Consider the following 24,420-nt stretch of genomic DNA (forward strand, 5'->3'; position numbering starts at 1 on the left):
CCGGCTCATTGCTAAACTTTCGTTAGATTAACGAAAGGTATGCTATCGCTTAATAGATGTCAACGAGGACAAATCCCGAGGGTCAACATGCGCTATTCAAACTCCCATAAGGAAGAGATTCGCGAGAAGTTGCTTGCCAGCGGTCGCGCAATTGCCAAGCGCGGCGGATTTACGACGACCGGCGTGGATGCACTGATGCCCGCAATCGGGCTGACAGGCGGCGAGTTCTACAGCCACTTCCCTTCGAAGTAGGCGCTCTTCGCGGCGCTCATTGACAAAGGGGTGGAGAACAACGCAGATGCTCGCTGGCGACGAGACCTCTGAATCCGACCACGTCGCAAAGGCGCTGCGCAAGTAACTGAGCACCTTCCACGCGATGAACCCGGAGCAAGGCTGCGTCCTGCCCACCCTGGGACAGGAGATCGCACGCGCGGAGCCAGAAGTGCGGCAAGCGGTCGAGCGCGGTCTGAAGCGCACTCAGAAGAACTGGAATGACCGTATCGGCGACCCGGACGCCGCCCGGGCTTTGATTGCGCAATGCGTCGGCGCCCTGGTCCGCACTCGCGCGGTGGACAGCGAAAAGACTCGCAAGGAAATTCTGGCGTCCAGCAGGCAGTTTCTGGACAAGACTCACTTGGTGAAAACACGCGACCTCGACGCGGACCCCGCCGCTTAGCTGCCAGTCGGCCAGCGGTGCGCCGAAGTGACATGGGCCTAGTGCCCAGCTACGAAATACCTATCGACTTCGTATTGACAACACTCGCCCAGTTGGCTAACGTTCGTTTATCTAACGATCTATTTCCAATAAAGGAGACTGAATACATGCAATCGAACGAAACGCGACCCAAGGTGGTGCTGGTGATCGGTGCTGGTGACTCGACTGGCGGTGCGATTGCCGCGCGATTCGCCAACGAAGGCTATGCGGCCTGTCTGACGCGCCGCTCTGCCGACAAAATTCAACCCCTGATTGACAGCATCAAGGCCGCAGGCGGCGCAGCCTTCGGCTACGCAAGCGATGCGCGCAAGGAGGAAGAAGTCATCGCTCTCATCGAGCGGGTCGAGTCCGAACACGGTCCGATTGAGGTGCTCGTCTTCAACATCGGTGCCAATGTGCCCTCCAGCATTCTGGAGGAGACCGCGCGCAAGTACTTCAAGATCTGGGAGATGGCCTGCTTCGGCGGCTTCCTCAACGCCCGCGAGGTGGCCAAGCGCATGGTCGCGCGCGGCCGCGGCACCATCTTGTTCACCGGAGCAACAGCCAGCCTGCGCGGCTCGGCCAACTTCGCCGCCTTCGCTGGGGCCAAGCACGCGCTGCGTGCGCTGGCGCAGAGCATGGCGCGCGAACTGGGACCGAAGAACATCCACGTTGCCCATGTCGTTGTCGATGGCGCGATCGACACGGACTTCATCCGCACCAACTTCCCGGACAAGTATGCCTTGAAGGAACAGGACGGCATCCTCAGCCCGGACCACATCGCCGAGAACTACTGGCACCTGCACACCCAGCCGCGCGATGCGTGGACCTTCGAGCTGGACCTGAGGCCTTACATGGAGACTTGGTAGACAGCACGGCAAGGCCCGCACCACGCTCCAGTGCGCGAGACGCGGCTGTCATCGTCTCGTACGGTTGCCAGTGCGCTGGCGCCCGAGGGCCGGCAGCGCCGTTGACTCTCCCGAGCACAGGCGCCCCGGCACTGGGCATGCCTTCGAAAAGCCGAAATCGATAGGGCGGGCAAGCAAGCCCGGCGCTTGCAGCCCTGCCCCTTAGAACAAACGATCAATACTAGGAGATCAAGCATGAGAGACGCGGTCATTGTTTCCACTGCGCGGACCGGCATCGGCCGTGCGTTCCGAGGTTCGCTGAACAACATCAAGTCACCGACTTTGGCGGGGCACGCAATTGCACATGCCGTGGAACGCGCTGGCGTCTCGGGCGCCGAGATCGAGGACGTCGTGCTCGGCACTACGCTAACGGCCGGTACCGCGGGGATGAATGTTGCGCGGTATGCCGCCATCGCGGCCGGCCTGCCCATGACGGTCGCCGGCCAGACGGTGGACCGCCAGTGCGCCTCGGGGCTCATGGCCATTGCCATCGCGGCGAAGCAGGTCGCCATGGATGGCATGGACGTCGTCGTGGCGGGTGGGCAGGAGAACATTTCTGCCGTGCAGAACGACTATGCAAAATGGATCGGCGAGACCGTGGACCCTGCAGTCATCGCGCGCGCGGAAGCCGCCTACATGCCGATGCTGATGACGGCCGAATTCGTATCGAACAAGTACAAGATCTCCAGGGATGTGCAGGACGCGTACTCCGCAGAGTCTCAACGCAGAACAGCTGCGGCACAGAAGGCGGGCCTATTCGACCAGGAAATTGTGCCTATCACGGCCACCATGGCCGTCGTGGACAGACAGACCGGCGACGTGACCCTGAAGGAAATCACCCTCCTCCGGGATGAAGGCAATCGCCCCGAGACGACCTTCGAGAGTTTGGCGCAACTCAAGCCTGTCGTTGACGGCGGCGTTGTCACGGCCGGAAATGCGAGCCAACTGTCCGATGGCGCATCGGCCTGCGTCATCATGGACGCCAAACTTGCGGAGCGTCGAGGCTCGCGCCATTGGGCATCTACCGCGGAATCGCCGTCGCAGGATGTCCGCCGGAAGAGATGGGCATCGGGCCGCTGCTCGCAATCCCCAAGCTCCTGAAGCAGCATGGATTGCGGGTCGAGGACATCGGCCTGTGGGAACTCAACGAAGCCTTCGCCTGCCAGGCGCTGTACTGCAGGGACCGACTCGAGATCGATCCGGAGCGATTCAACGTCAATGGCGGTGGCATCTCCATCGGGCACCCCTATGGCATGACAGGTGCGCGTCTGGTCGGCCATGCGCTGTTGGAAGGCAAACGGCGCGGCGTGAAATACGTGATCGCCACGATGTGCATCGGCGGCGGCATGGGCGCCGCCGGCCTGTTTGAGATCGCTTAGCCGGTTACCTGCTGCGCACGTTCCTCCTCCGATCACCACTGACTCAACTTGACAGGAACCTCAAATGAAAACACGGATCACTGAACTGTTCGGCATCGAGCATCCCATCATCCAGGGCGGCATGCACTATGTCGGGTACGCCGAACTTGCCGCGGCGGTCTCCAAGGCTGGCGGTTTGGGGCTCATCACGGGGCTGACCCAGCGGACACCCGAGCTTCTGGCCAAGGAGATTGCACGGGCCCGTGAGATGACAGACAAGCCGCTGGGCGTGAACCTCACCTTTCTGCCCGCATTCACTTCGCCACCGTACGCCGAGTACATCGCAGCCATCGCGGAGGGCGGCATCCGCATCGTCGAGACCGCGGGTCGCAGTCCAGAGGCCTACATGCCGACCCTCAAGGCAGCAGGCATCAAGGTCATTCACAAGTGCACGTCGGTGCGCCATGCGCTCAAGGCGCAACAGATCGGTTGCGACGCCGTCAGTATCGACGGCTTCGAGTGTGGCGGTCATCCGGGCGAAGACGACCTGCCGAACATGATCCTTCTGCCTCGCGCTGCCGAAGAACTCAGTGTTCCCTTCGTCGCCTCCGGCGGCATGGCCGATGCCCGAGGGCTGGTTGCGGCCCTCGCACTCGGCGCAGACGGCATCAACATGGGTACGCGGTTTGTCGCGACGAAGGAGGCGCCCGTCCACCAGAACGTCAAGGATGCCATCGTTGCAGCTTCGGAACTGGACACCCGGCTCGTGATGCGTGGGCTGAGGAACACCGAGCGTGTTCTCAAGAACGCCGGCGTCGACAGGTTGATGGAGATCGAACGGGAAAAGGGCAGCAGCCTCAAGATCGACGACATCTTCGAGCAAGTCGCCGGCGTCTACCCCAAGGTCATGGTCGAGGGAATTATGGATGCGGGCGCATGGAGCTGCGGCATGGTGGTCGGCTTGATCCACGACATCCCCACTGTCAAGGATCTGATCGATCAAATCATGGCCGAGGCGGAGGTGCTGATTCGACGCAGGCTGAGCGGCATGCTGTCGGCACCGGTCGAAATTTGACCGTAGGTCAAATTTCGGCCGGCGCCAACACTCCTGAGCAGCATTTAGACTGACGCTCGAAGTGCTGCCAGTTCGCGATTGAATCGGGCAACATCCTCGACGAACGGCATGTGCCCTACTCCGTCATAGCGCGAGAGAGTGGCTCCGGCGATGGCGGCGACGATTGCGTCGCTGCTTGCAGGCAAGACAACCTGGTCAGCCGATCCGTGTGTCACTACTGTCGGGACGGGCGCGATGCTGTTCAACGTGGTCTGGTCGTGAAAGATGTCTGGGCGAATGCCCGTAGCAGCCCGGTTGGTCCACGGGACAGCGATATTGCAAGCCAGCGTGGTCGCGAAGTCATCGACGGACAACGGGGCATTGGTGCAGGCGGCGACGAAGTTGATGCTGCCCTTGATGTTGTTCGGCCAGATCGGGCTGAACCAGTCCACTGCCACGCCGAGAAAGCCGGGCCCGAGGAAATCGCTCGTATGCGTGGCCTCGAAGCGCGTCAAAGCGCCCACGAAGTTCAAGCCAGCGACCTTGCCAGTGCCGTGGGCCTTGAGATAGTCGCCGAGGACAATCCCGCCAAAGGACCACGCTACGATCACCGGCTTGACGAGGCCTTTCGCCGCGATGACGGCCGCGACATCGTCGGCCTGGTCCACCGGCTGATAGCCCGCATTGGGAAAGTTGGCCGGCAGGGCTCTGTCGGAATCACCATGCCCGCGCAGGTCCATGGTGATCAGTCGGAACCCGATGAGTTCCGCAGCCATCACCTGGTGGTTCCAGCACTGCATGCTCTGCGAAAAGCCGTGGATGAAAAGGATCGGCTTCCCACTCGGATTACCGAACTCTCTGACCGCAATATTCATCGCATTGGTGCGGCTGCCGCCAGGCACCATCATTGGCGCGGGCCACGCGATCGCCTGTGGTTTCGGTGCGACCGCGGTACATGGCGCCCCTGACGAGACAACGGGAGCTGCGGCGCTCACACCGCTCGATCCCCCTCCACATGCGCCGAGCGCCAAGCCGGCGCCCACGCCAGTGAATGTCGATGCTGCTTTTGTCATGAAAGACCTGCGGCTGGCCGCAGGAGGTGTGCTGTTGTTGTCCATATGTCTCCTCTTGGTGGTGGTGGGTCTATCAAACCGGCGCGAGCGTTCGACTTCCGTTCGCCCGCGCCGGTCCTTCGCTTCGACCCGCGGGAGCGCGCGCCCTTGCGAGTTGCTTCTACTGCACCTTCGGGTAGTCCTGGACCACCACCCAGCGCGCATCCTGCAGCTGAGAAAGGCGTGACAAAGCACTGCCCAGCCGCTTGGTCGGGGAAAAGGTCATCTGCGGACTGCCGAACATGTCCTGCGGGACCGTTGTGCTGTCCATCGCCTTGATGAAGCTCTCGGTCGTGAGAGTGCCACCCGCCTTCTGCGCCGCCGTTGCAAAGGTGTCGATGATGTAGTAGCCATAGACCGAAAACACCGACGGATCCTCGCCGAACTTGGTCTTGTACTTGTTCGCCCAGAACGCAACTTTGGGCGAGGCGTCGTCGACATAAGGGTTCATCGAGCCCATGACGGCGTACATGCCGTCCATCGCCTTGCCGCCCAGCTTGTGAATGAGGTCGGTGTAGGCTGCACTGGCGCCCAGGTAGGTCGGGTTGAAGCCGCTCTTGCGACCCTCGGCGATGGTTCCAATGGTTTCGCGAATGATGGTCCCGAGTACCACGAGATCGCAGCCGGCGGCCTTCATGCGCGCCACTTGCGAGGAGAAGTCGGTAGCGCCCCGCTTGAAGCTGGTCTTTTCGACGAATTCCATGCCGACAGTCTTCAACCCTGCCTCTCCGCCTCGCGCCACCTCCAAGCCGAACTCGTCGTCCTGGTAAATGACGCAAACCTTCTTGGCGCTCTTCTCCTTGACAAGCCGAGGGAGGAAATCGCGAATTTGGTCGTAGTACGAGACGGCAAAGGCGTACTTGAGGCGGTGGGCCGGCTCATACATCTCCCGCGCGCCTGTGATCGGGAAGAAGTTGAATACGTTCTTCTCGAACTGAATCGGCATGGCGGCATTGTTCTGCGCCGTGCCGAAGTGGCCGACCATCGCAAAGATCTTGTCCTTGTTCACGAGCTTCTGTGCGGCCAGGACGGCCTTCTTCGGGTCGTAACCAGAGTCCTCCACCACCAGGTTGACCTTCCGGCCGTTGATGCCACCCTGCTCGTTGATCTCCGCGACCCGCAACAACATGCCGGCGCGCAACTGCTTACCAAACCCGGCCGTGGGGCCGGAGAGGTCCTGGATAGAGCCAAGGACGATCTCGTCCTTGCTGACACCCTGCGGCGGCACGGCGGCCTGGGCTGCGACTGATCCGCCCGCGATCACGCATATAGCGAGCAGCAGTCTCATTTCGTTCTTCATGGTCTGTCTCCAGTTGACTTTTGGGGGAAATCTTTCAGCCGTACATCGCATCGATGCGGGCCGCGTACTTCTTCTCGATCAGCTTGCGCTTGAGCTTCATCGTGGGTGTTACCTCTTCATCGTCGGCACTCAGGAGCGTGTCGATGAGGAAGAACTTCTTAATCTGCTCGACGCGTGCGCATTTGCCATTGACTCGCTCGATCTCGCTCCAGATGAGCTCCTGAACAGGCTGTGCACGCGTCAGGCTGGCGTAGTTGCCGAAAGGAATGTCCCGGTCCTGGGCAAACTTCTCGACGTTCTCTTGATCGACCATCACGATGGCTGTCAGGTAGGGTCGCCTATCGCCGACGACGACCGCATCCATGATGTAGGGAGAGAACTTGAGGTCGTTCTCTATCTCGCTGGGAGTGATGTTCTTTCCGCCCGTCGTGATGATGATGTCCTTCATACGGTCAGTGATCTTGTAGTAGCCATCCGGATCCACCGAACCTAGATCGCCCGTGTGCAGCCAGCCATCAAACGACAGGGCCTCATCGGTCTGCTCGGGAAGGTTGAGATAGCCCATGAAGACATTCGCCCCCCGGACCATCAATTCGCCCGTCGCAGGATCGAGCCGAACTTCGTTGTACGGGCACGCCGATCCCACCATGCCGGGTTTGATACGCTCGGGTGGCGTCGCTGTGGCCGCACCACAGGTTTCGGTCATGCCCCAGACCTCGACCATTGGCACCCCCAGGGCCAAGTACCATTTGACGAGCTCTGGCGAAATTGGCGCTGCGCCGGTCACACACAGGCGAGCCCGATGCAGGCCGATCAACCGCCGCACATTGTTCAGGGCAAGCACTCTGGCCAACCGGTATTCCAGACCCAACCACAACCCCACCGGGGTCCCGGCCAGTATCCGTTCCGCCTTGCGGGCGCCGACGCCAATCGCCCACGCGTAGGTCGCCTGCTGCAGGCGGCTGGATTCCTTCACCGCAATGGTCACGGCCGAGTAGAACTTTTCCCAAACACGTGGGACGGCGGTCATCACCGTCGGAGCGATCTCGCGCACGTTCTCGGGAACGGTCTCAGGTCGCTCGACAAAATTCAGCACCGTGCCGGTATAGATTGAAAAATACGCTCCAGCGACCCGTTCGGCGATGTGACAGAGCGGGAGAAAACACAATCGCTCGTCACGCTCATCCTGCGGCAGAACCCGGTTGAAACCACGAACCGTGTAAACCAGGCCTGCGTGAGAATGCATAGCACCCTTGGGCTTGCCCGTCGTCCCCGAGGTGTAGACCAGGATCGCCAACGCCTCCGGGCTGCACGCCGTGACCCTTGCATCGAGTTCTTCAGGATGCCGCTCGCCATATGCACGCCCCAGCGCCCGCAACGCGTCGAGGTCGATCACGTCGACATCTCTGAAGTCCCGAAGGCCCTTCATGTCGAAAACGACGATTTTTCGCAACAACGGAAGCCGCTCCCGTATTTGAAGCACCTTGTCCAATTGCTCTTCGTCCTCGACGAACAAAATGACCGTCCGCGAATCGTCGCAGAGGTATTGCGCTTGCGAGGCAGCGTCGGTCGGATAGATGCCGTTGGAGACGCCACCGCAACTCAGGACCGCCATGTCGGCGAGAAGCCATTCGACCACCGTGTTGCCCAGGATCGACGCACACTCGCTCGTCTGAAATCCCAGACTCAACAGCCCATTGCCGATCTCCCGTACCGCCCCCGCGGTTTGGTGCCAGGTCCATTGCCGCCAGATCCCAAGCTGCTTCTGACGCATGAAGACACGCTCCCCGCGCATGCGCGCAGCATTCCAGAACATCTCGGCCACAGTTTCACCGTGCACCTCCACGTCCGCAATCGGAGCGGCATGATAGAAATCCCAAAGATCGTTCATCGCCATGTCTTCTTTTTTTTCCAGCGTCGCTCGCCGCGCTCGCCGACTTCCTTGATCCCCAGATAGAACTCCTTGATGTCGTCCTTCTCGCGGAGCCTCTCGCAGCTGTCTTCCATCACAACGCGGCCGTTCTCCAGCACATAGCCGTGATCCGCAACGTTGAGGGCCATGTTCGCGTTCTGCTCGACCAAGAGGATGGTCGTGCCCCGCTCGCGATTGATGCGCACGACGATCTCGAAGATCTCGCGTGTGAGCCTGGGCGAGAGGCCCAGACTGGGTTCGTCCAGAAGAATCAGCTCCGGTGCGGCCATGAGGGCGCGCGAGATCGCCAACATCTGCTGCTGACCGCCCGAAAGCAGACCGGCGTCCTGGGCAGAGCGCTTTTTCAGGTCCGGGAAGAATCCATAGACGGTCTGCAGATCACGTGCCACACCGTCGCGGTCGCTGCGCGTATATGCACCCATCATCAAGTTGTCGTGCACCGAGAGCAAAGGAAACACTTCCCTTCCTTCTGGAACGTGAGAGAGACCCTGCTGCACGATCAGCGCGGGATCGCGCGCCGTGATGTCATGCCCCTTGAACTCGACGCTGCCCCTCGTGGGGTCCAGGATCCCCGAGATGGTCTTCAGGATGGTGGTCTTGCCCGCTCCATTGGAGCCCAGCACGGTCACGATTTGTCCACGCGGCACCTGGAGACTGACGCCGCGGATGGCCTTGACCGGACCGTAGGCGCTCTCTACGTTCAGCAGCCTCAGGATCGCGGATTCAACAGCGGCACTCATGCCGTCTGCCTCCTCAGGGCCGAAATGTCATCGCTCGAGCCCAGGTAGGCCTCGATCACGGCCGGGTCGCCCTGCACCTCGGAGGGCGTTCCGGTCGCTAGGGCCTCGCCCTGACTCATCGCCAGGACCCGATCGGAGACCTTGGAAACGAGGGTCATGTCGTGTTCCACCATGATGATGGTCACGCCCAACTCTCGAACGATGTCTTGAATCCAGAATGCCATGTCGGCGGTCTCTTCCACATTCAGGCCCGAAGACGGTTCGTCCAGCAGCAGCAGTTTCGGCTCCGTGCACAGCGCGCGTGCCAACTCCACCACCTTGCGGATCCCATAGGCCAACCCGGCGACCAACGAATCGCGATGCCGCTGAAGGTCGAGCAGTTCAATCACCTGCTCCGCCTTGACGCGAGCACGGATTTCGGCCGACCGGGTCGCAGGCGTGAAGAAGATCTGGCTCCACACGCCCGTGCTCCGGTGCACATGACGGCCGATGAGGAGGTTCTGCAATACTGTGGCGTGCTCGAACAACTCAATGTTCTGGAAGGTTCTCGCAATGCCCAGCTGTGCAATCTGATGCGCAGCGTAGGTCAGCAAAGGCTGGCCATCGAAGTCGATGGCGCCGGAGGTTGGCGTGTAGATGCGGCTGATCAGATTGAAGACCGTGGTCTTGCCCGCGCCGTTCGGCCCGATCAAGGTGAAGACCTCGCCTCGCCGCACATCGAAGCTCACCCGATTGACAGCCTGCACGCCACCGAAGCGCACGCTCAAGTTCTTGGCAGAAAGCAGCAGCGTCATTTCACTCGCTCCGACTTCTGGAAACTCTTCTGCCGCTTGAACATGCCGCGCCGATAGAAGGGAAAGAGCTGGATATAGGTGCGCAGCTTGAGCCATCGCCCGTAGAGGCCCAAGGGCTCGAACAGAACGAAGCCAATCAGCACCAACCCGTAGATCATCCCCTGCAACCCCGGCGCTTGGCCCAGGAGGGGCGGTAGAACGTCCTTGACCACTGCGATGACTTGCGGCATCGCGATCAGGAAGATTGCCCCCAGGAACACGCCATGCACCGACCCCAACCCGCCAATCACGACCATCAGCAGCAACTCGACCGACTGCAGCACGCCGAACTGGTCCGGAGAGATGAACTTCAGCTTGTGCGCATACAGCGCGCCCCCCACTCCGGCAAGCGCCGCAGAAATCGCAAACGAGAGCGTCTTGAAGCGGGCGAGATGGATACCCATACTCTGGGCCGAGATCTCCGAATCGCGGATGGCGACGAATGCACGGCCCGTCGGGGAGCGCAACAGGTTCAGGATCGCGATGGTTGTCAGCACCGTTATTCCCAAGCACATCCAGTAAAAACTCTCGGCGGTATCCGCTCTCCAGCCAAGAATATCGGGAGCTCTGACATGAACGCCTGCATTCCCGCCAGTGACGCTCTCCCAGCGGGCAAAAACCTCTTCGACAATGAACGCAAATGCCAATGTCGCGATGCCAAGATAGATGCCTTTGAGTCGCAGCGCCGGCAGTGCGATGACGACTCCCACGGCGGCTGATATTGAAGCTGAAGCTGCCAACGCGAGCGGAAAGGGCAGGCCCGCGCTCGTCAAGGCCGCCTGCGTGTAGGCGCCAACCCCAACGAAAGCGGCGTGGCCCAGCGAGAACTGCCCGGTGAACCCGGCCAACAGCATCAGGCCGAGACCAATCACAGCGTAGATCAGCACGAAAGTCAGCTGTGCCAGCCAGTATTCGGCAAACACCCAAGGTGCTGCGATCAGGAGCACTGACAGCGCGCCATACCAGAACAGATGGCCGCCATGCTTGACAAGCCGGATGTCCTGCTCGTAGGCGGTTTTGAAGATGAACCTCATCGGATGACTCTTTCTCAGACCTTTTTGCGGGACGCACGCCCGAACAACCCGCTGGGCCTGACGACGAGCATGGCCAGCACGACCACGTACGCAGCGATGTCCTTGATGCCTTCCGGCAGATAGAAGCCTGACAGCGCCTCGACAATCCCGATCACCAATCCACCAACGATTGCCCCGGGCAGACTTCCGAAGCCCCCGACCACAGCGGCGGGAAATGCCTTCAGCCCGATGAAACCCATGTTGGCGTGCACAAAAGTGATCGGCGCAAGCAAGAGCCCCGCCACCGTCGCCATGGCGGCGGCCAGCCCCCACACCAGGCCATTGAGCCGCTTCACGGGAATGCCCATGTAGTAGGCGGCGAGTTGGTTCTGCGATGTCGCCTGCATGGCGACTCCGAGCTTGGTGAACCTAAACATGACATACAGCAACGCGCTGAGCACGGCGGTGGCCGCGATCACGACCAGCTGTTCGACGTTAAGCACCAGTGCACCTGCAGTCCAGGCCTGGTCCTTGTAGGGCACGGGCATCGCGTGCGTCTCAGTCCCGACGTTGGGCACCATCGTGATCAGCCCTCGCGCCACGTAGCCGATGCCGATCGTGAGCATGATGATGGAGAACGCCGGTTGACCCAGGATCGGGCGAATCACGATTCGCTCGAGCAGCACACCGAGCAGCGTCATCGCGACCACTGCCAGCAGCGAGGCCAGCCAGAACGGCAGTCCCGCCGCCACCATCAAAGCCAGGCCGCAAAAAGCCCCGAGCATCATGAATTCGCCCTGCGCGAAATTGACCGTCTCGGTGGCCTTGTAGATCAGCACAAATCCGAGCGCGATGAGACCGTAGATGCAGCCCTGCGAGATGCCGCTAACGATGATCTGAACAAACTGCAAGCGTTGTCTCCTGAAGGTTGCCTTCCGGTCGAAGCGCGTGGGCGCAACGCCATGGCCTTGTCGAATGCTTCGTTTGTATGTGACGGCGGCTCCGACCGTGAGCGTGAAAGCACGCGTTGACATTGACCGATCGTTAAGCTATCGATCGTTCAGTTAACGACCTATGATCTTTTTGCCAAGTTCGCTCCCCCATCCACCCCGGCTGACGGGTCTTCCTTGGCCCGCCCTCTCCGCGTCGTCAATCGGTCAATGCATCGGCGAGCCGCTCGCGCGAGCCGCCCACTGCCGGCGAGTGGCACACCTGCACTTCCGCCCCCCAGACGAGGCCGGAGTCGCCGACGCTTGCGCCCCAGAGAATTTCGACCGCCCTCGCTACACGATCAAGCTCAACTGCGGTGATCCGAGGCGCACGGGACGCCAGAGGTTTAAGCCACGGCCATGGCGCGCCTGCGTCGCCCCCTGACCGACATCGCAGCGCGACTGCCTAGGACAGAGCATCGGGTTGTTGCTCTTCCGAGGCGCACTGCTGACGCCTCTGTCTGGCCTTCGCGACCCGGAAGAGCTCGAAAACGTTCCGTCACATTGGCGTAAGTCGGGTTGACACGGGAAAATAAATGTCTTAACGTTACTTCAGTTAACGATCGTTTACTTAGAAAATACACAGTGAGCAAGGTTGCAGAGTTTTTCTTCGACGTGGGTAGTCCCTCGTCCTACTTGGCGTGGACCCAGCTGCCAAAAATCTGCGCCGAACACGGCGCAACGCTTGTCTACAAGCCAATGCTGCTCGGCGGCGTCTACCAGCCACGGGCAATGCCTCACCCGCCACCATCCCGGTGAAGGGCTGGTATTTCTCGTACGACTACGCGCGCCACGCCAGGCGCTATGGGGTTCCGTTCACTGACAACCCTCACTTTCCTGTCATCACGCTTCACCTGATGCGGGCAACAATCGGTGTCCAGCTGAGGCAGCCGGAACGCTTCCAGGTCTTCCTCGCAGCGGTTTTCAAGGGGCTGTGGATCGACGCACTGAACCTCAACGACCTCGCTCTGTCGGCCAAGACGCTGGCGGACTCGGGATTTCCGCCTGAAGAGATCCAAGCCTGGTGAGCGATCCCGAGATCAAAGCCGCGTTGAAGGCCAACACCGATGAGGCGGTGCGACGAGGTGTCTTCGGAGCGCCGACGACATTCATCGGTGAAGAGGTGTTCTTCGGTCAGGACCGCTTCGACTTTGTCCGGGAAGCGCTGGCATAGCCTGGAACCGAGACCTGATGTCGGGGCGCGCGTTCCGACGCTTAACAACGACAGCGGAGATTCGCATATGCAGGCTCGAGCTTGGCATTCCTCCTATCCGGCAGGACTGCCGTTGGACATCGCGCTTCAGAGTGACGAGACCTTGAAGTGGCTGCTGGAGCAGACGTTCGAGAAACACGGTCCCCAACCTGCGGTGACCTGCCTGGGTGAATCGCTCAGCTATGCGGAGCTTGGACATTTCGCGCACGGACCCGCCGTCCACCTGCAGCAGGTCGGCCTTGAAAAAGCGCCCGCGTGGCGCTCATGATGCCCAATTGCCTCACGTACCCGCTGGCCCTCGCGGCCGTTTTGCGTGCAGCCCTTGTGGTCGTAAACGTCAACCCGCTCTACACGCCTCGGGAACTTGAGGCCTTGCTGGAAGATTCAGGTGCGAAGTGCCTCGTGATCGCGGAGCCGATGCTCCCGTCGGCGGAGCAGATTCTCCCGCGCGTTGCGCTTGAGAACATGGTCATCGCGCCTGTCGCGAACCTGCGTGAGGCACCGCCCCGCACCAAATCAGATGATCTCACCAACCTTGGTCGGCCACCCGCTTCCGGCGTGCCGCGCCGAGTTCATCTGCCTATTGCCATCTCGAGCGGCCTGCAAGCCGTGCTGGAACCGGAGGAAATTCTGCCAAGCGATCCCGCGTTCCTGCAGTACACAGGCGGTACGACCGGGGTTTCGAAGGGCGCGATCCTGACCCACCGGAGTTTCGGAGCCAGCCTGAGGCAGATACGCAGTTGGGTTCGGTTGATCCTCCCAGTCGACGGCATATCGATCGTTACGCCGCTGCTTCCCTATCACGTGTACCCCCTCGCCATGGCGCTTGCGGCGCTCGATTTGGGGGCGAACCACCGCCTTATACCGAACCCTCGCGATACAGCCGGCGTCATCGCTGAGCTCGCGCGCGAGCCGTTCGACATGCTTATCGGCGTCAACTCCCTGTTCAACTCGCTGGTTGACGACTCAAATCTCGCAAACGTCGACTTCTCCCGTACAAGCCTGCTCACAGGTGCCGGGGCCTCGATCCAGAAGGCAGTCGGATGGATGGTTCAGGGCGACGTCGTGCGCATGGACGAGAAGGGTTTCATGTACATCGTCGATCGCAAGAAGGACATGATCGTCGTCTCCGGATTCAACGTCTATCCCAACGAGATCGAGGCGGGGGTCGCGATGCTCCCGGGCGTCGTGGAATGTGCATGCGTCGGGGTCTCCGATCCACGCTCGGGCGAGGCGCCCCACCTCTTCGCCGTGCGCCGCAACCCTGCACTCACCACCGACGACATCGTGTCGCACTGTCGCGTCAATCTGGCGGCTACAAGATCCCTCGCCGCATCACGTTTGTGGAGAGCCTCCCCAAAGCCGCAGCAGAAAAGATCCTTCGCAGGGACTTGCGGGATGTCGCACCCCCATCCTCAGCCGGCTTCTGATCTGGCGCACTGGCAAAGATCGCAAACTCCACACAGAAAGAGACCTTCATGTTCTATCGCCCACCCACCCGTGACATCAGTTTCGTCCTTCATGAATTGCTCAATGTGGTCGACCCGCTTCGCATCGAAGATCTGGACCGGGAGACCATCGACCAAGTGATGGATGCCGCGGGCACCTTCGCATCCGAGATCATTGCACCACTGAACAGCGTGGGCGACCGTGAAGGTTGCTCCATGCCGGCCGAAGGCGTCGTCAAGACGCCTTCTGGCTTCAAGGCCGCCTACGACAAGTACGTCGAGGCAGGATGGCCGTCGGTGTCTTGCCAGCCAGAACATGGCGGGCAAGGCATGCCAATCGTGGTGAACAACGCTTTGTTCGAGATGCTCTGCGGAGCGAACATGGGTTGGTCTGCATATCCCGGCATGTCAAACGCCGCCTACACATGCCTGGCAGCCAATGCATCGCCTGAGCAGAAGAAGATGTACCTGCCCCACATCGCATCGGGAGCTTGGGCGGGGACCATGTGCCTGACGGAGCCCCATGCAGGGACCGACCTGGGATTATTGAGGACCCGCGCACTTCCCCAGTCCGACGGGACGTTCTCAGTGACTGGAACGAAAATCTTCATTTCCGGCGGCGAACAGGATCTGACTGACAACATCATCCATCTTGTGCTCGCCCGGCTGCCTGATGCGCCCCCTGGCGTCAAGGGCATCTCGCTTTTCATCGTGCCCAAGTTTATCGTTGCAGTTGACGCAAGCTTGGGAACTCGCAACGCCGTGACTTGCGGGTCGATCGAGCACAAGATGGGCATTCACGGGAATGCCACGTGCACGATGAATTTCGACGGTGCGACCGGCTGGTTGCTCGGTGAACCCAACAACGGCCTTGCCTCGATGTTCGTGATGATGAATCACGCGCGCGTGATCGTCGGCGTAAACTCGATCGGCCTCATGGAGGCGGCCTACCAGAAGGCCTTGGCCTACGCGAAGGATCGTACGCAGGGGCGCGCACCATCAGCCGCCACCCGCATCGGCGCGGCCGATCCCATCGTGGCGCATGCCGATGTGCGCCGCATGCTTCTGACGCAGAAAGCCTATATCGAGGGAACGCGTGCATTCGCTCTGTGGGCCTCGCAACTGATCGATCTCCAACATCACAGTGCAGACCCTGCCGAGCGGGCGCAAGCCGCCGAATTGCTGGCGCTGGCCACCCCGATCGTCAAGGCATTCTCCAGCGACTTGGCCATCGAGTGCATCAGCATGGCGATGCAGGTCTACGGCGGACACGGGTACATCTGCGAAAACCTCGTGGAGCAGCACCTGCGCGACGCCCGCATCATTCCTCTGTATGAAGGTGCGAATGGGATTCAGGCGATGGATCTGCTCGGGCGCAAGGTCGTCACCGACGGCGGGCAACGGCTGATCGCGTACCTCCAGATGATCAGCGCCTTCGCCGACTCCCAGGCAGACGCCGTGGGAATGCAGGAGATCTCCACAGCACTCAGCGATGTTGTCGCGCTGGCGCACCGGGTTACTGTGGAGGTTTCGCAACGCGCGCGTAATAACGCCGATGAGGTCGGGAGCGCCGCTGCGCCCTTCCTGCGGCTCGTGGGCCACGTGTCGTTGGCTTGGATGTGGGCTCGCATGGCGGCGATCGGTCTGGCCAATCAAGAGAGCGAAGACAAGATATACGCATCCAAGGTTGCCACCGCGCGCTTCTATTTCCAAAGACTTCTGCCTGAGGTGCATGGCCTGGTCTTGGCGATCTCTGCGGGCTCCTCGTGCGTAATGGAGCCCGAAGTCGACTGGCTCTAGGACCAGGTCTGCATGTACCACTTGGCCAACCCCGCATTGGCAACGCCCGGCAAAATCGCCGCGCTGTTCCTGCCCAGTGGACGGAAGCTCACCTTTGCGGAACTCGACGCCGAGGCAAACCGTGCCGCCAACGAACTGCTCGCCCTGTCGCTGCCGGCCGAGCGCATCGGCCTCTACTACGTCCTGGCCTCGACGAAGCTCTCGAGCGCCGACCTCAGCTACATCGTGCGGGATGCGGACGCAAAGGTCGCAATACTGTCTTCGCGCTTGCCCGGTCAGATCGACGCGCCCTAAAGGCGACCTATCGAGCATGAACTTGGTTTGGCTCCACTACGATATGTCCGTCAACTGGCTCGTCGCCATTGCTCACGATCAGCGACGGTGCCAATTGGTCTCATCCAGATTCACAACTTCCACAAGTGTCGACTTAGTCCGGATATCAACGGACTGCACGCGGTGGATCTCAATGCTGTCGCGGATTAATTGCAGTGCGGGCTCTGGGTGAAAGCCTAGCGGCCTGAAAAAATACTGGGGATTGTCTGGGTGATAAAGGATCGTCGGCTGGAAATATTGGCGTGGCCCGTCCTCTTCGTATTCCCAAAGTTCCGCTTGAGCAGTAGCTTTTTCACTGTGCGCACCAATCGCTGTCGCAGCCTTGTGAAAAAGGGCGATATTCACTCCACACGCATCATGATCGCCACCGCTGCGCTGCACCGATGGGTAAACAATCCCGTCTATCGATGACGATGGATGCATCGCAAGATAGTCCGCAACAACCTGAGTGATCAGGTAGTTGTGATCCTGACTCTCAGGCATGACAGGCACGATCATCTTCTCGCTGAGCACGCGCAAGAAATCGCGCCGATGTGCCGCGAACTTAGTTGCCGGATCAAACAGGCTTGCCTCCTCTCTGAGTTGAACTTGACCGAGCAACGTGAGGTCCAGCAACTTGAGCGCTCGAATGACGGAAAACTTCGCCACAACGACCCAACTTCCTACCGGCGGCCGCACTTCTGCGAGCGTTGTCCACACATCCGTGGCACCGTAGAACGCAGGTTGTCCGGCCGCGTTCATGCGACCGCCCGCTCCTATGCCTGCTGCTGGAGCGCCAAGGAATCGTTCTGGATGTTGCAAGGCTTCGTTCAGGCTCTTCTCGGATTGGAATACCCGCGCCCGATAAAGCGAGTCATAAGTTGATCCACGACCCGCATCGACAAGGACCGATGTCCCGTTGGCGGCGACATCTTCCGTAATGCCGCCAAACACCGATTCCATAAACTGATTGACCTTCGGATTCAGGTACCTCGCCTCACCTCGCAGACTACTCTCCATAGCTATCCAGTCTTCGCTGAGAGGTGAATCCAAGCGGGTCCTTAAAACGAACCATGGATCCTCATCGCCGTATTGATGTTCTTCGCTATCGCTGTCGTACCACATGAACTGAAGCGTTTCCACGATCGCTTCCAGCGCATCCCGCGGTACTTGGACAAGTTCCTGAATCGTTGTCTCCAGGTCCGTTCCAGCCGGCGTTCTGTCGAAATGCACCACAGCCATCGTTTGGCTAGAAAGCTCATAGAACGTCGCGATCACCATGTCGCACTTTTGGGCGACGAACCAGACTTCGGCGGCTGGTTGCTCTCTGTCGCAGTAGTCACAAGTATTGGCGCTAGATGCTTCGACTAAGACGAGGCGTTGAAGAACAGGCTCTCCGATGCAAGCGGCGCAGATATAGTTCATGAATAGTTGTTGAGCGACAGCGGCGCGCCGCGCCGAGAGGTGTGCCAGCGCGCTACTTCCTTTGCTGAATCAGCCGGAACAGTTCAGCCTGATACTGGGCGTCATGCAACGCTTCGTGATCGCCCTTCAGCGTGGGATGCAACGCTGCAGCGATTTGGCTGGACCTTGTGTCTGCCCACCTACTCCCAAATGCCCCCATGTACATCGATTTGATGTCGAGCGCGGCAAAGCCGAAAGGATTTTCTCCCAGATAGCGATGGAAGTAGTAGTTAACAAAGGACCAGTCGAACGGTGCGTTGAATCCAACGAAGACCGGCAAGGCATCAGGCCCCGCGACTCTGAGCACCCAGGCCCTGAACTCCAGCATGGCAGTTACAGGCTCAAGTCCATCGCTCTCTAGTCTGTCCAAAGAGAGACCCGTGACCTCCAGTGCCTTTGGATCTGCATTACGCGTGGTCGGCTTCAGCTCGCATGAAAACGTTTGGCGCAAGTCGTAAACATCACATGCGCCAATAGTGAGGAGACTGAACTCACCCGGGATGGGTCCCGACGTTTCAACGTCTACCGATAGAAAGACCTCGCGATTGCTGCTCATGGAATTAAAGGCTCCGTGGGAACGAGAGGTGGACGGCTCTTGATCGCATTCCAGTGCGCACGAAATTCGCGGCGCCGATCCTCTGCACTACCAGTTGTCTTCCAATGGTGACCCGATAGCGAATAGATGTCGAAAGGATGTTCCGTGCCGGCTTTTGCCAGCACCATGGTCGGCAGCCCTCTCCCCAGCGCATAGCCCAGTTCCAAGAAGCAGTTTGGGCGCAGGCCGGTGATGTCAGCAAGCACGACGCGGCTGCGATGCAGCTTCGTGAAAATCTCCTGGTCGATACGCGCATGGTCGTACGCTTGGTTGCCGTCAACGACCGTCAGCTTGTACCCCAGTTCACCCTCCATAACCGGCTGCACGACCGTGTCGAAGAAGTCCTGAACGTCGTTGTAGTCAGCGTGTGTCGGATTGAGCAACCGGACGACGAATGCTTTGGGTGGAACCAGCCCCTCTAGCAGGTCCAACAGATCATGCACACCAGATGCCACATCTGTTCGCGCAGGCATCTCGATGCGATTGAGCCAACTATGCGCAGGAGTACCACCTTCCGTCTGAAACAGGCGCTGCGCATTGCTGCCGGTGAGGCCGAACTCAAACAATCGAAGCGCGCCGGTGTTAGCCGGTCCGAGTTTCAAGTTCAACGGGATCACGGGCTTGCCGGCGTCGTGGTAGAGATTGGCCAGGAAGAGCACGCCTTCTCCGCCGCCAAGTGCGATGAGGATGTCGCCGTGTCGCGCCTGCGCTTCCATCCGCTTGCTGTTCATGTTCCAGTGCGCAGCGCTTTCAATCTGGACCAGCGCCGAACCGCGCAGCGCGCCCCAGACTCCAGCGAACTGCTCGGGAATCTGATCTTCGTTCTTGTGATGCTTGACCGCGACCACCAACGGGTTCGGAGCCCCCTCAGGACGTGTATGCAGATTCTTCTGAATGGTGTCCCAGATCAACCAGTCGAAGCAAATGGGCAGACCATCCGATCGTGTCTTCTCGGCATCGACCGGGATAACGAAACTGGCGCCTTTGCGAAGCAGATCCTTGACCAGCACTTCCACAACTGCACGCGCACGGGTCACCTCCTCCGTGGTCGCCGCTAAGGCGTCGGCCGCAATGCTGCCGGTGATATGAATACGACGCCCGAACAGTGATGACCGCGCCATTACTTGTCCTCCATAACAGGTGATGGACGCAGTGCCGCTGCCGCGTCGTGGAGATGTTTAAAGGTCAGCGGATGATCGGGAAACGCCTGCGCCATGGCGGCTGGATACAACCTGGTTCGAATATCCGAGAAGGTCCAACCCGGTCGCTTGCTGTGCGGGCCGGTGGTCGCGACGAGTTCGTCGATCTGGCGCTCGGTGAGCGCAAGGCCATCAAGGTCCATCTTGAACAATGCGCGCCTCTCTTCGTCACTCGGGCGCTGGAACTCTTCCACGACTGCGGCCCGGCGCTGCAGGGCGGCGTCCAGCACCGACAGACGATTGGTGCACAGGAACACGACCACCCTGCCCCCGAAATGCCGTAGGTCATCTACGCATTGGATCAAAGTGTTGACCGCAACCTTATCCTCATGGTGGCTGTGCTCTTGCGAGCGGGACGCTGCAAGTGAGTCACCCTCATCGATCACAAGGACAGCGCGACGCGTCTTGCCTGCCGACTGCGTGACTTCATGGAACGCTTGGGTCAACAAGGTTCCCATTTCTCCGACTTTGCCACTGCCGCGCACACGGTTGCTGAGCTTGAACAGCAAGGAATCTTCGGTGCGTGATTCTTTCGCCAGGCGATTGGCGATGCACTCGGCCGTCGCCGTCTTGCCGGTACCGACATCCCCGTAAAAGATCACAAGTGGATACTGCTCGGCCACCAAATCGCAGATTGCAAGCTTCTGACGATGGTGCTTCTTGCTCCACGTCGCGAGCTCGCCGAGATTCAGCAGGAGCCGCAACTGATCATGAATCTTCTGATAGCGCGCGTCAAAACCCAGCAACGTCTTTTCACGCGCCGCCAAGCGATCGTCCGGCAGTGGAATCTTGCCGTCGAAAATATTCTGCTGGCTCATTAACTGAAGTCCCTTCGCTGCATGCCGTAGCCATTGCTGACGTAATCACGGCTAGCGCTGGATGTCAGGGTGGAGTGGCTGGTATCAGCACTGGTCGGCACCCAACCGATGCGTAGCTTGCTGCCCATCCTCTCTTTCGCCGAAACGCCGTACGCAGCGGTGTAGTACAGAACAATTCGCAAGTCTGGATTCGGTACCTTCGGCCATAGCACCCCACCAGGACGGCTCATAGTGAAGTCGCCCGCCTCCGTGTTAACCTCGAAGCGGGTGGCCTTTTGCTCGATGCCATTGCTCATCAGCGTGAGGTCAACCATCTGCAGGTAACCATTCTTGGCCAGCGCTTCGATGTCATGGCCCCAATCGCGTGCCTTGTCCTCCGTTACGGCACCAGAGCTGCTGGCAATCATCACCAGATCCGCCGTCACGCGACGCATGACGATTTCGACATCGGCGACGGAGTAGGTTTCAGTGGCGCTATAGGTTTGACTCATGCTTCCTCCTTGACTTTGAATCGTGGTCCAAACAGTTCCTTCCAGATCTCGATGTCGTCCTCGGTCGAAGCAAAGTTGGCCGTCTCCCAAGCCTCCGTGGCAGCCGCGACGATTTCCAGGCGCTCGTCTTCGGAGATGCGGCTGGTCACATTGTTTGTGTTGCAAACCGGATCGAGGATCACGACTGGATCGGTGAACGCAGGAGAAACCTTGCCGTTCTCTGGGAACGTGATGACCTCCTTGAGCCCTGACTGCGCGATGTACAGTAGGAAATCGCGGAAGCGCTTCTCGATAGATCCGTCCTTGCCATGCTTGGCCAGGAGATGCGCCATGATCAGCTCGATGGCGAACGATTTCAGCGGCTTCAGCTCAATTCGATTGCGCCACTTCTTGGCAAGCCGCACAAGGGTGCGAAAGTCGCCGTCTACATCCTTGCGATCACGAACGAACTTGATCTGGCAAGGCGCGCAGGTCTGCACCTTGGTGTTGTCGTGAATATCGAACTGCCAGCCGTAGCCCGGTCGCGCGGGGTCTTCGATGACCGGCACGATGTCCACACTCAGCCCTGAACCAACGAAGGTCACGGTTGCGGCCTTGCGCTGGATCTCAAAGTCTTCGACGGCCTTGTTCGGATACAGCTTGATCAATGCGTCGTAGATCAGCTGACTCAGGCTCGCGAGAGTTTCCTTTTCAACGCTGCGTCCGGAGATATAGAACACCACGTCGACGTCCACCGGATCTTCTAACGTTTTGCGCAAGATCGTGTACTTCGCGAATGACCCAGCCTTGACCACCTTCGTGATCTTGATCTCGCTCTGATCCTTCAGGCGCTTGCTGAGTTCGGTCACGAGCCTGTCTACCTGCTCGTGGTACTCCTTGCGCTTGTCGGCAGGCAAACGCAGAACATTGCTGTCGTAGTATCGAATTTCAGTATTGTTCAGTGGCATTTTTTTCTCCAGCCTCCAAGCTCACACGTTACTAAGTGATTGCGTATCGACGTTGCCTGGCCTAGGGGCTAGACGCGGATCGGGAGCGACACCTGCGGCTGGATCGGCACCAGCGTTTTCGCGTATGCACGCAAGATTTCGTTGTAGAGGTCGACATGCTTTGGCGCTTCGACGGTGATGATCAGCGCGTAGCGAATCTTCTCGGCACCCGTTGCGCGACCACCTGCTTCGCGGGCGTTGTAGTGGATGTCGAAGACCGGATTCTTGAGGCCGCCGCCGCGCATGCTTTTTGCGCCGTGCAACACGGTTTCCCACTTGCCCATGTCGGAACGCCGCTCTTCCTCGGTCGCGTACTTCTTCATGTCGAAGAAGCCTTTCGTGTCAGCGTTGGCCTTGCCGTCCTTGATCTTCTCGTCGTTGGGACGGAACACCGTCTCTAGCCCGGCGCGGGTATAAGCGGCAGCATCCTGCGGATCGGTCGGCGAGGCGTAGCAAAAGGTCGCCTTGAGGCGGATGTTGCCGTTGAGACCGCCGGCCGGCAGCGGCAGCGAGGCGCGAAGGTATTTTCCAGGCTTCAGCTCCCCTTGATAGACCACACGCGCCACCCCTTCCGGGCAGGTGATGATGCTCATCAAGTCCTCAGGCACCTTGCCCCAACCCACCTCCAGCTTGTCGTGCTCCATGGCCTCGGCGGCATGGACCAGCAACGCTTTGATCGCCAGCGGGGTCAGCTCCGTACCCAGGATGGCCCGAATGCCGACTGCGCTGCGCAGGAGGTAGGGTGATGCAAAGCTGGTCCCGAGTTGTGGCACAAGCGCGGGCTTTTTGCCTGACGCAAGAACATGGAAATACTTGGCCGCATCGCCACCGAAGGCCATCAAATCCGGCTTGACGACGCCAGGGCTTCGACCTGGACCGATCGCGCTGTAGGGGGCGCGGGTCCAGCCCGCTTCCGTATCGTTCGAGGCGCCGACCGCCAACGCATTGACACAGTCCGAGGGCACCTGCACACGGGCGTTGCCCGACGGCCGGTCTCTTTCGCCGTTGTTGCCGATCGCAACCGTCATCAACGTGTCGCCGTCGCTCAGCAGATCGTCGATGACCGAGGTCCAGGCATGAACATCGGTGTCCTCGATAGGCAAGTCCGGGCCAAGGCTGAGATTGACGAACTGGTACTGACGCGACAGCAAGACTTGCTCGACGAAGCCCAGCGTTCGGTACAGCTCCAACGGGTCTTCGGTATCCGCGTCCTTGTCGAGCACGCGAAGGTGATCGACGTAGGCGAACGGGCGGGCAGCGGCGCCATTCGGCTGGATCGGGCCGAACAAAAATGCCGAAGTGACCGCCAAACCATGCTCCAAACCTTCGGGATCGTCGCCCGCGTCTTCGTCGAGAACACGATACGAACGGAGCCACGGGCTGATCGCGTGCTGCTTCGGCAAGCCGCCGTCGAGAATGGCAACCTCGGTTCTGAGGACAGTGGTTGCTCTGTCGGGAGGCTGCAGCCGACCGAGACCCCTCCGGTGCGATGCACTGGCCGCATGCCGCGGAGCTTGGGCACGGGTCGGATGACGCGCACGAACACGAACTCGGCGAGTCTCTTGACATCACCATGCTTGCCTTCGACCGGGACAAACCAGAGGTTGCCGGCCATGAAGCCGAGATCGTTGTGAACTTTAACATCCACACCCTTGGCGTATCGCACGAAGGCCCGCTGGACGAATAAGCGGTCTTCATCGGGCAGCAGATGGACGCCTACTTCGAAAAAGCGATCTTTCCTGCTGCCGTAGTTCGCGATTCGTTCTTCAGGTGTGAAGACGGAAAACTTTTCGATATGCGCGAGGTCCAGCGCCTCATCGGATTCGGCTTCGATCTCGCGCGTCCAGCCTTTGAGGTTGCGGAAGGCCTGACGCTTGCCGGCGACGAACAGTTCAGTGGTTGTGCATTCCTGCGGCGTGCCCTTCTTGGTCCAGCCGCCAGGAATCACCTTTACCGTTCGCTGCCGACCGATTCCAGACCTACGGTGCGCAGCATTGCAACCGGGAAAAAAGACCGCGCGATGTAGCTCGGATTCATCGTCAGCCGAGCAACGCCGAAGTCGCCAGGACAAGCCTCCGGTGGCAAGGCGTCCAGTGCTGTCGCGGTTGCGGAGAACTGCGGCGTAAGGCGCCCCGCGGCTTCTTGGAAGGAGTAAACCTC

The 24,420-nt window shown here is 60.0% G+C and carries 24 protein-coding genes and 2 pseudogenes; 12 read left to right on the forward strand and 14 right to left on the reverse strand.

Going from position 1 to position 24,420, the window contains the following annotated elements:
- The first annotated feature begins 87 nt into the window (after positions 1–87).
- From BMG07_RS42065 to BMG07_RS14065, 5 genes and pseudogenes are all read left to right on the forward strand, one after another.
- The gene (locus BMG07_RS42065) at positions 88–252 is read left to right on the forward strand and encodes a TetR/AcrR family transcriptional regulator (RefSeq protein WP_269758943.1); all 165 of its coding nucleotides are present in this window, start codon (positions 88–90) and stop codon (positions 250–252) included.
- A gap of 124 nt (positions 253–376) precedes the next feature.
- Positions 377–676, forward strand: a complete 300-nt coding sequence (locus BMG07_RS42070; RefSeq protein ID WP_269758944.1) for a hypothetical protein — start codon at positions 377–379, stop codon at positions 674–676.
- A gap of 146 nt (positions 677–822) precedes the next feature.
- The gene (locus tag BMG07_RS14055) at positions 823–1,563 is read left to right on the forward strand and encodes an SDR family oxidoreductase (RefSeq protein ID WP_198085088.1); all 741 of its coding nucleotides are present in this window, start codon (positions 823–825) and stop codon (positions 1,561–1,563) included.
- Between the two features lie 234 nt (positions 1,564–1,797).
- A pseudogene (locus tag BMG07_RS14060) lies at positions 1,798–2,981 on the forward strand (acetyl-CoA C-acyltransferase).
- Positions 2,982–3,045: 64 nt separating this feature from the next.
- Positions 3,046–4,035, forward strand: a complete 990-nt coding sequence (locus BMG07_RS14065; RefSeq protein ID WP_198085089.1) for a nitronate monooxygenase family protein — start codon at positions 3,046–3,048, stop codon at positions 4,033–4,035.
- Positions 4,036–4,079: 44 nt separating this feature from the next.
- On the opposite strand, the gene BMG07_RS14070 is transcribed toward BMG07_RS14065, so the two are convergent.
- The 7 genes from BMG07_RS14070 to BMG07_RS14100 form a co-directional block, all read right to left on the reverse strand.
- Positions 4,080–5,132, reverse strand: a complete 1,053-nt coding sequence (locus BMG07_RS14070) for an alpha/beta fold hydrolase (protein ID WP_198085090.1) — start codon at positions 5,130–5,132, stop codon at positions 4,080–4,082.
- 115 nt (positions 5,133–5,247) lie between these two features.
- Positions 5,248–6,426 (reverse strand): ABC transporter substrate-binding protein, encoded by a 1,179-nt coding sequence (locus BMG07_RS14075; protein ID WP_269758945.1) that lies wholly within the window; start codon positions 6,424–6,426, stop codon positions 5,248–5,250.
- Positions 6,427–6,460: 34 nt separating this feature from the next.
- Complete coding sequence (locus BMG07_RS14080) at positions 6,461–8,317, reverse strand: long-chain fatty acid--CoA ligase (protein WP_198085114.1); 1,857 nt, start codon at positions 8,315–8,317, stop codon at positions 6,461–6,463.
- Positions 8,314–9,099 (reverse strand): ABC transporter ATP-binding protein, encoded by a 786-nt coding sequence (locus BMG07_RS14085; RefSeq protein ID WP_198085091.1) that lies wholly within the window; start codon positions 9,097–9,099, stop codon positions 8,314–8,316. The genes BMG07_RS14080 and BMG07_RS14085 overlap by 4 nt, the downstream gene beginning before the upstream one ends.
- Positions 9,096–9,893, reverse strand: a complete 798-nt coding sequence (locus BMG07_RS14090) for an ABC transporter ATP-binding protein (protein WP_198085092.1) — start codon at positions 9,891–9,893, stop codon at positions 9,096–9,098. Before BMG07_RS14090 ends, BMG07_RS14085 begins: the two co-directional genes overlap by 4 nt.
- On the reverse strand, positions 9,890–10,966 hold the full coding sequence (locus BMG07_RS14095; protein ID WP_198085093.1) for a branched-chain amino acid ABC transporter permease: 1,077 nt from the start codon (positions 10,964–10,966) through the stop codon (positions 9,890–9,892). Before BMG07_RS14095 ends, BMG07_RS14090 begins: the two co-directional genes overlap by 4 nt.
- 14 nt (positions 10,967–10,980) lie before the next feature.
- On the reverse strand, positions 10,981–11,856 hold the full coding sequence (locus tag BMG07_RS14100; protein WP_198085094.1) for a branched-chain amino acid ABC transporter permease: 876 nt from the start codon (positions 11,854–11,856) through the stop codon (positions 10,981–10,983).
- 663 nt (positions 11,857–12,519) lie between these two features.
- On the opposite strand from BMG07_RS14100, the pseudogene BMG07_RS14105 reads away from it, so the two are divergent.
- From BMG07_RS14105 to BMG07_RS14120, 5 genes and pseudogenes are all read left to right on the forward strand, one after another.
- A pseudogene (locus tag BMG07_RS14105) lies at positions 12,520–13,108 on the forward strand (2-hydroxychromene-2-carboxylate isomerase).
- A gap of 112 nt (positions 13,109–13,220) precedes the next feature.
- Positions 13,221–13,415 carry a hypothetical protein gene (locus BMG07_RS42075; protein ID WP_269758946.1) on the forward strand — a complete coding sequence of 65 codons (195 nt, stop codon included), beginning with the start codon at positions 13,221–13,223 and terminating at the stop codon, positions 13,413–13,415.
- A complete protein-coding gene (locus tag BMG07_RS14110) occupies positions 13,412–14,737 on the forward strand; it encodes an AMP-binding protein (RefSeq protein ID WP_269758951.1) in 1,326 nt (441 codons plus the stop codon). The genes BMG07_RS42075 and BMG07_RS14110 overlap by 4 nt, the downstream gene beginning before the upstream one ends.
- Positions 14,626–16,395: an acyl-CoA dehydrogenase C-terminal domain-containing protein gene (locus BMG07_RS14115; RefSeq protein WP_198085095.1), complete on the forward strand. Its 1,770-nt coding sequence runs from the start codon at positions 14,626–14,628 to the stop codon at positions 16,393–16,395. Before BMG07_RS14110 ends, BMG07_RS14115 begins: the two co-directional genes overlap by 112 nt.
- A gap of 12 nt (positions 16,396–16,407) precedes the next feature.
- Positions 16,408–16,689 carry a hypothetical protein gene (locus BMG07_RS14120; protein ID WP_198085096.1) on the forward strand — a complete coding sequence of 94 codons (282 nt, stop codon included), beginning with the start codon at positions 16,408–16,410 and terminating at the stop codon, positions 16,687–16,689.
- Between the two features lie 78 nt (positions 16,690–16,767).
- On the opposite strand, the gene BMG07_RS14125 is transcribed toward BMG07_RS14120, so the two are convergent.
- The 7 genes from BMG07_RS14125 to BMG07_RS42080 all read right to left on the reverse strand — a co-directional run bounded on the left by BMG07_RS14125 (position 16,768) and on the right by BMG07_RS42080 (position 23,663).
- On the reverse strand, positions 16,768–18,132 hold the full coding sequence (locus BMG07_RS14125) for an RES family NAD+ phosphorylase (RefSeq protein ID WP_198085097.1): 1,365 nt from the start codon (positions 18,130–18,132) through the stop codon (positions 16,768–16,770).
- Positions 18,133–18,184: 52 nt separating this feature from the next.
- Positions 18,185–18,727 (reverse strand): 3'-5' exonuclease, encoded by a 543-nt coding sequence (locus BMG07_RS14130; protein WP_198085098.1) that lies wholly within the window; start codon positions 18,725–18,727, stop codon positions 18,185–18,187.
- Positions 18,724–19,887, reverse strand: coding sequence for a hypothetical protein (locus BMG07_RS14135; RefSeq protein ID WP_198085099.1), 1,164 nt, complete (start codon positions 19,885–19,887; stop codon positions 18,724–18,726). The genes BMG07_RS14130 and BMG07_RS14135 overlap by 4 nt, the downstream gene beginning before the upstream one ends.
- On the reverse strand, positions 19,887–20,783 hold the full coding sequence (locus tag BMG07_RS14140; protein ID WP_198085100.1) for an ATP-binding protein: 897 nt from the start codon (positions 20,781–20,783) through the stop codon (positions 19,887–19,889). The genes BMG07_RS14135 and BMG07_RS14140 overlap by 1 nt, the downstream gene beginning before the upstream one ends.
- Positions 20,783–21,274, reverse strand: a complete 492-nt coding sequence (locus BMG07_RS14145) for a hypothetical protein (protein WP_198085101.1) — start codon at positions 21,272–21,274, stop codon at positions 20,783–20,785. The genes BMG07_RS14140 and BMG07_RS14145 overlap by 1 nt, the downstream gene beginning before the upstream one ends.
- Positions 21,271–22,221, reverse strand: a complete 951-nt coding sequence (locus BMG07_RS14150) for a CBASS oligonucleotide cyclase (RefSeq protein WP_198085102.1) — start codon at positions 22,219–22,221, stop codon at positions 21,271–21,273. The genes BMG07_RS14145 and BMG07_RS14150 overlap by 4 nt, the downstream gene beginning before the upstream one ends.
- A gap of 68 nt (positions 22,222–22,289) precedes the next feature.
- Positions 22,290–23,663: a S8 family peptidase gene (locus BMG07_RS42080; protein ID WP_269758947.1), complete on the reverse strand. Its 1,374-nt coding sequence runs from the start codon at positions 23,661–23,663 to the stop codon at positions 22,290–22,292.
- An 86-nt stretch (positions 23,664–23,749) separates the two neighbouring features.
- On the opposite strand from BMG07_RS42080, the gene BMG07_RS42085 reads away from it, so the two are divergent.
- A complete protein-coding gene (locus BMG07_RS42085; RefSeq protein ID WP_269758948.1) occupies positions 23,750–23,947 on the forward strand; it encodes a hypothetical protein in 198 nt (65 codons plus the stop codon).
- A gap of 21 nt (positions 23,948–23,968) precedes the next feature.
- Complete coding sequence (locus tag BMG07_RS42090) at positions 23,969–24,286, forward strand: hypothetical protein (RefSeq protein WP_269758949.1); 318 nt, start codon at positions 23,969–23,971, stop codon at positions 24,284–24,286.
- The last annotated feature ends 134 nt before the right edge of the window (positions 24,287–24,420 follow it).

Origin of the sequence: Variovorax sp. E3, from assembly GCF_016082275.1 — a bacterium.
GTDB lineage: Bacteria > Pseudomonadota > Gammaproteobacteria > Burkholderiales > Burkholderiaceae_C > Variovorax.

What these genes read in the sequence shown, in the direction of transcription:
- BMG07_RS14115 (WP_198085095.1), top strand. Translation starts at nt 14,626, where the DNA reads ATGTTCTATCGCCCACCCACCCGTGACATCAGTTTCGTCCTTCATGAA.
- BMG07_RS14055 (WP_198085088.1), top strand. Translation starts at nt 823, where the DNA reads ATGCAATCGAACGAAACGCGACCCAAGGTGGTGCTGGTGATCGGTGCT.
- BMG07_RS14065 (WP_198085089.1), top strand. Translation starts at nt 3,046, where the DNA reads ATGAAAACACGGATCACTGAACTGTTCGGCATCGAGCATCCCATCATC.
- BMG07_RS14130 (WP_198085098.1), bottom strand. Translation starts at nt 18,727, where the DNA reads ATGAGCAGCAATCGCGAGGTCTTTCTATCGGTAGACGTTGAAACGTCG.
- BMG07_RS14090 (WP_198085092.1), bottom strand. Translation starts at nt 9,893, where the DNA reads ATGACGCTGCTGCTTTCTGCCAAGAACTTGAGCGTGCGCTTCGGTGGC.
- BMG07_RS14135 (WP_198085099.1), bottom strand. Translation starts at nt 19,887, where the DNA reads ATGGCGCGGTCATCACTGTTCGGGCGTCGTATTCATATCACCGGCAGC.
- BMG07_RS42090 (WP_269758949.1), top strand. Translation starts at nt 23,969, where the DNA reads ATGGACGCCTACTTCGAAAAAGCGATCTTTCCTGCTGCCGTAGTTCGC.
- BMG07_RS14145 (WP_198085101.1), bottom strand. Translation starts at nt 21,274, where the DNA reads ATGAGTCAAACCTATAGCGCCACTGAAACCTACTCCGTCGCCGATGTC.
- BMG07_RS14110 (WP_269758951.1), top strand. Translation starts at nt 13,412, where the DNA reads ATGATGCCCAATTGCCTCACGTACCCGCTGGCCCTCGCGGCCGTTTTG.
- BMG07_RS14095 (WP_198085093.1), bottom strand. Translation starts at nt 10,966, where the DNA reads ATGAGGTTCATCTTCAAAACCGCCTACGAGCAGGACATCCGGCTTGTC.
- BMG07_RS14150 (WP_198085102.1), bottom strand. Translation starts at nt 22,221, where the DNA reads ATGCCACTGAACAATACTGAAATTCGATACTACGACAGCAATGTTCTG.
- BMG07_RS42065 (WP_269758943.1), top strand. Translation starts at nt 88, where the DNA reads ATGCGCTATTCAAACTCCCATAAGGAAGAGATTCGCGAGAAGTTGCTT.
- BMG07_RS14085 (WP_198085091.1), bottom strand. Translation starts at nt 9,099, where the DNA reads ATGAGTGCCGCTGTTGAATCCGCGATCCTGAGGCTGCTGAACGTAGAG.
- BMG07_RS14080 (WP_198085114.1), bottom strand. Translation starts at nt 8,317, where the DNA reads ATGAACGATCTTTGGGATTTCTATCATGCCGCTCCGATTGCGGACGTG.
- BMG07_RS14140 (WP_198085100.1), bottom strand. Translation starts at nt 20,783, where the DNA reads ATGAGCCAGCAGAATATTTTCGACGGCAAGATTCCACTGCCGGACGAT.
- BMG07_RS42070 (WP_269758944.1), top strand. Translation starts at nt 377, where the DNA reads ATGAACCCGGAGCAAGGCTGCGTCCTGCCCACCCTGGGACAGGAGATC.
- BMG07_RS14120 (WP_198085096.1), top strand. Translation starts at nt 16,408, where the DNA reads ATGTACCACTTGGCCAACCCCGCATTGGCAACGCCCGGCAAAATCGCC.
- BMG07_RS14070 (WP_198085090.1), bottom strand. Translation starts at nt 5,132, where the DNA reads ATGGACAACAACAGCACACCTCCTGCGGCCAGCCGCAGGTCTTTCATG.
- BMG07_RS42085 (WP_269758948.1), top strand. Translation starts at nt 23,750, where the DNA reads ATGCACTGGCCGCATGCCGCGGAGCTTGGGCACGGGTCGGATGACGCG.
- BMG07_RS14125 (WP_198085097.1), bottom strand. Translation starts at nt 18,132, where the DNA reads ATGAACTATATCTGCGCCGCTTGCATCGGAGAGCCTGTTCTTCAACGC.
- BMG07_RS14075 (WP_269758945.1), bottom strand. Translation starts at nt 6,426, where the DNA reads ATGAAGAACGAAATGAGACTGCTGCTCGCTATATGCGTGATCGCGGGC.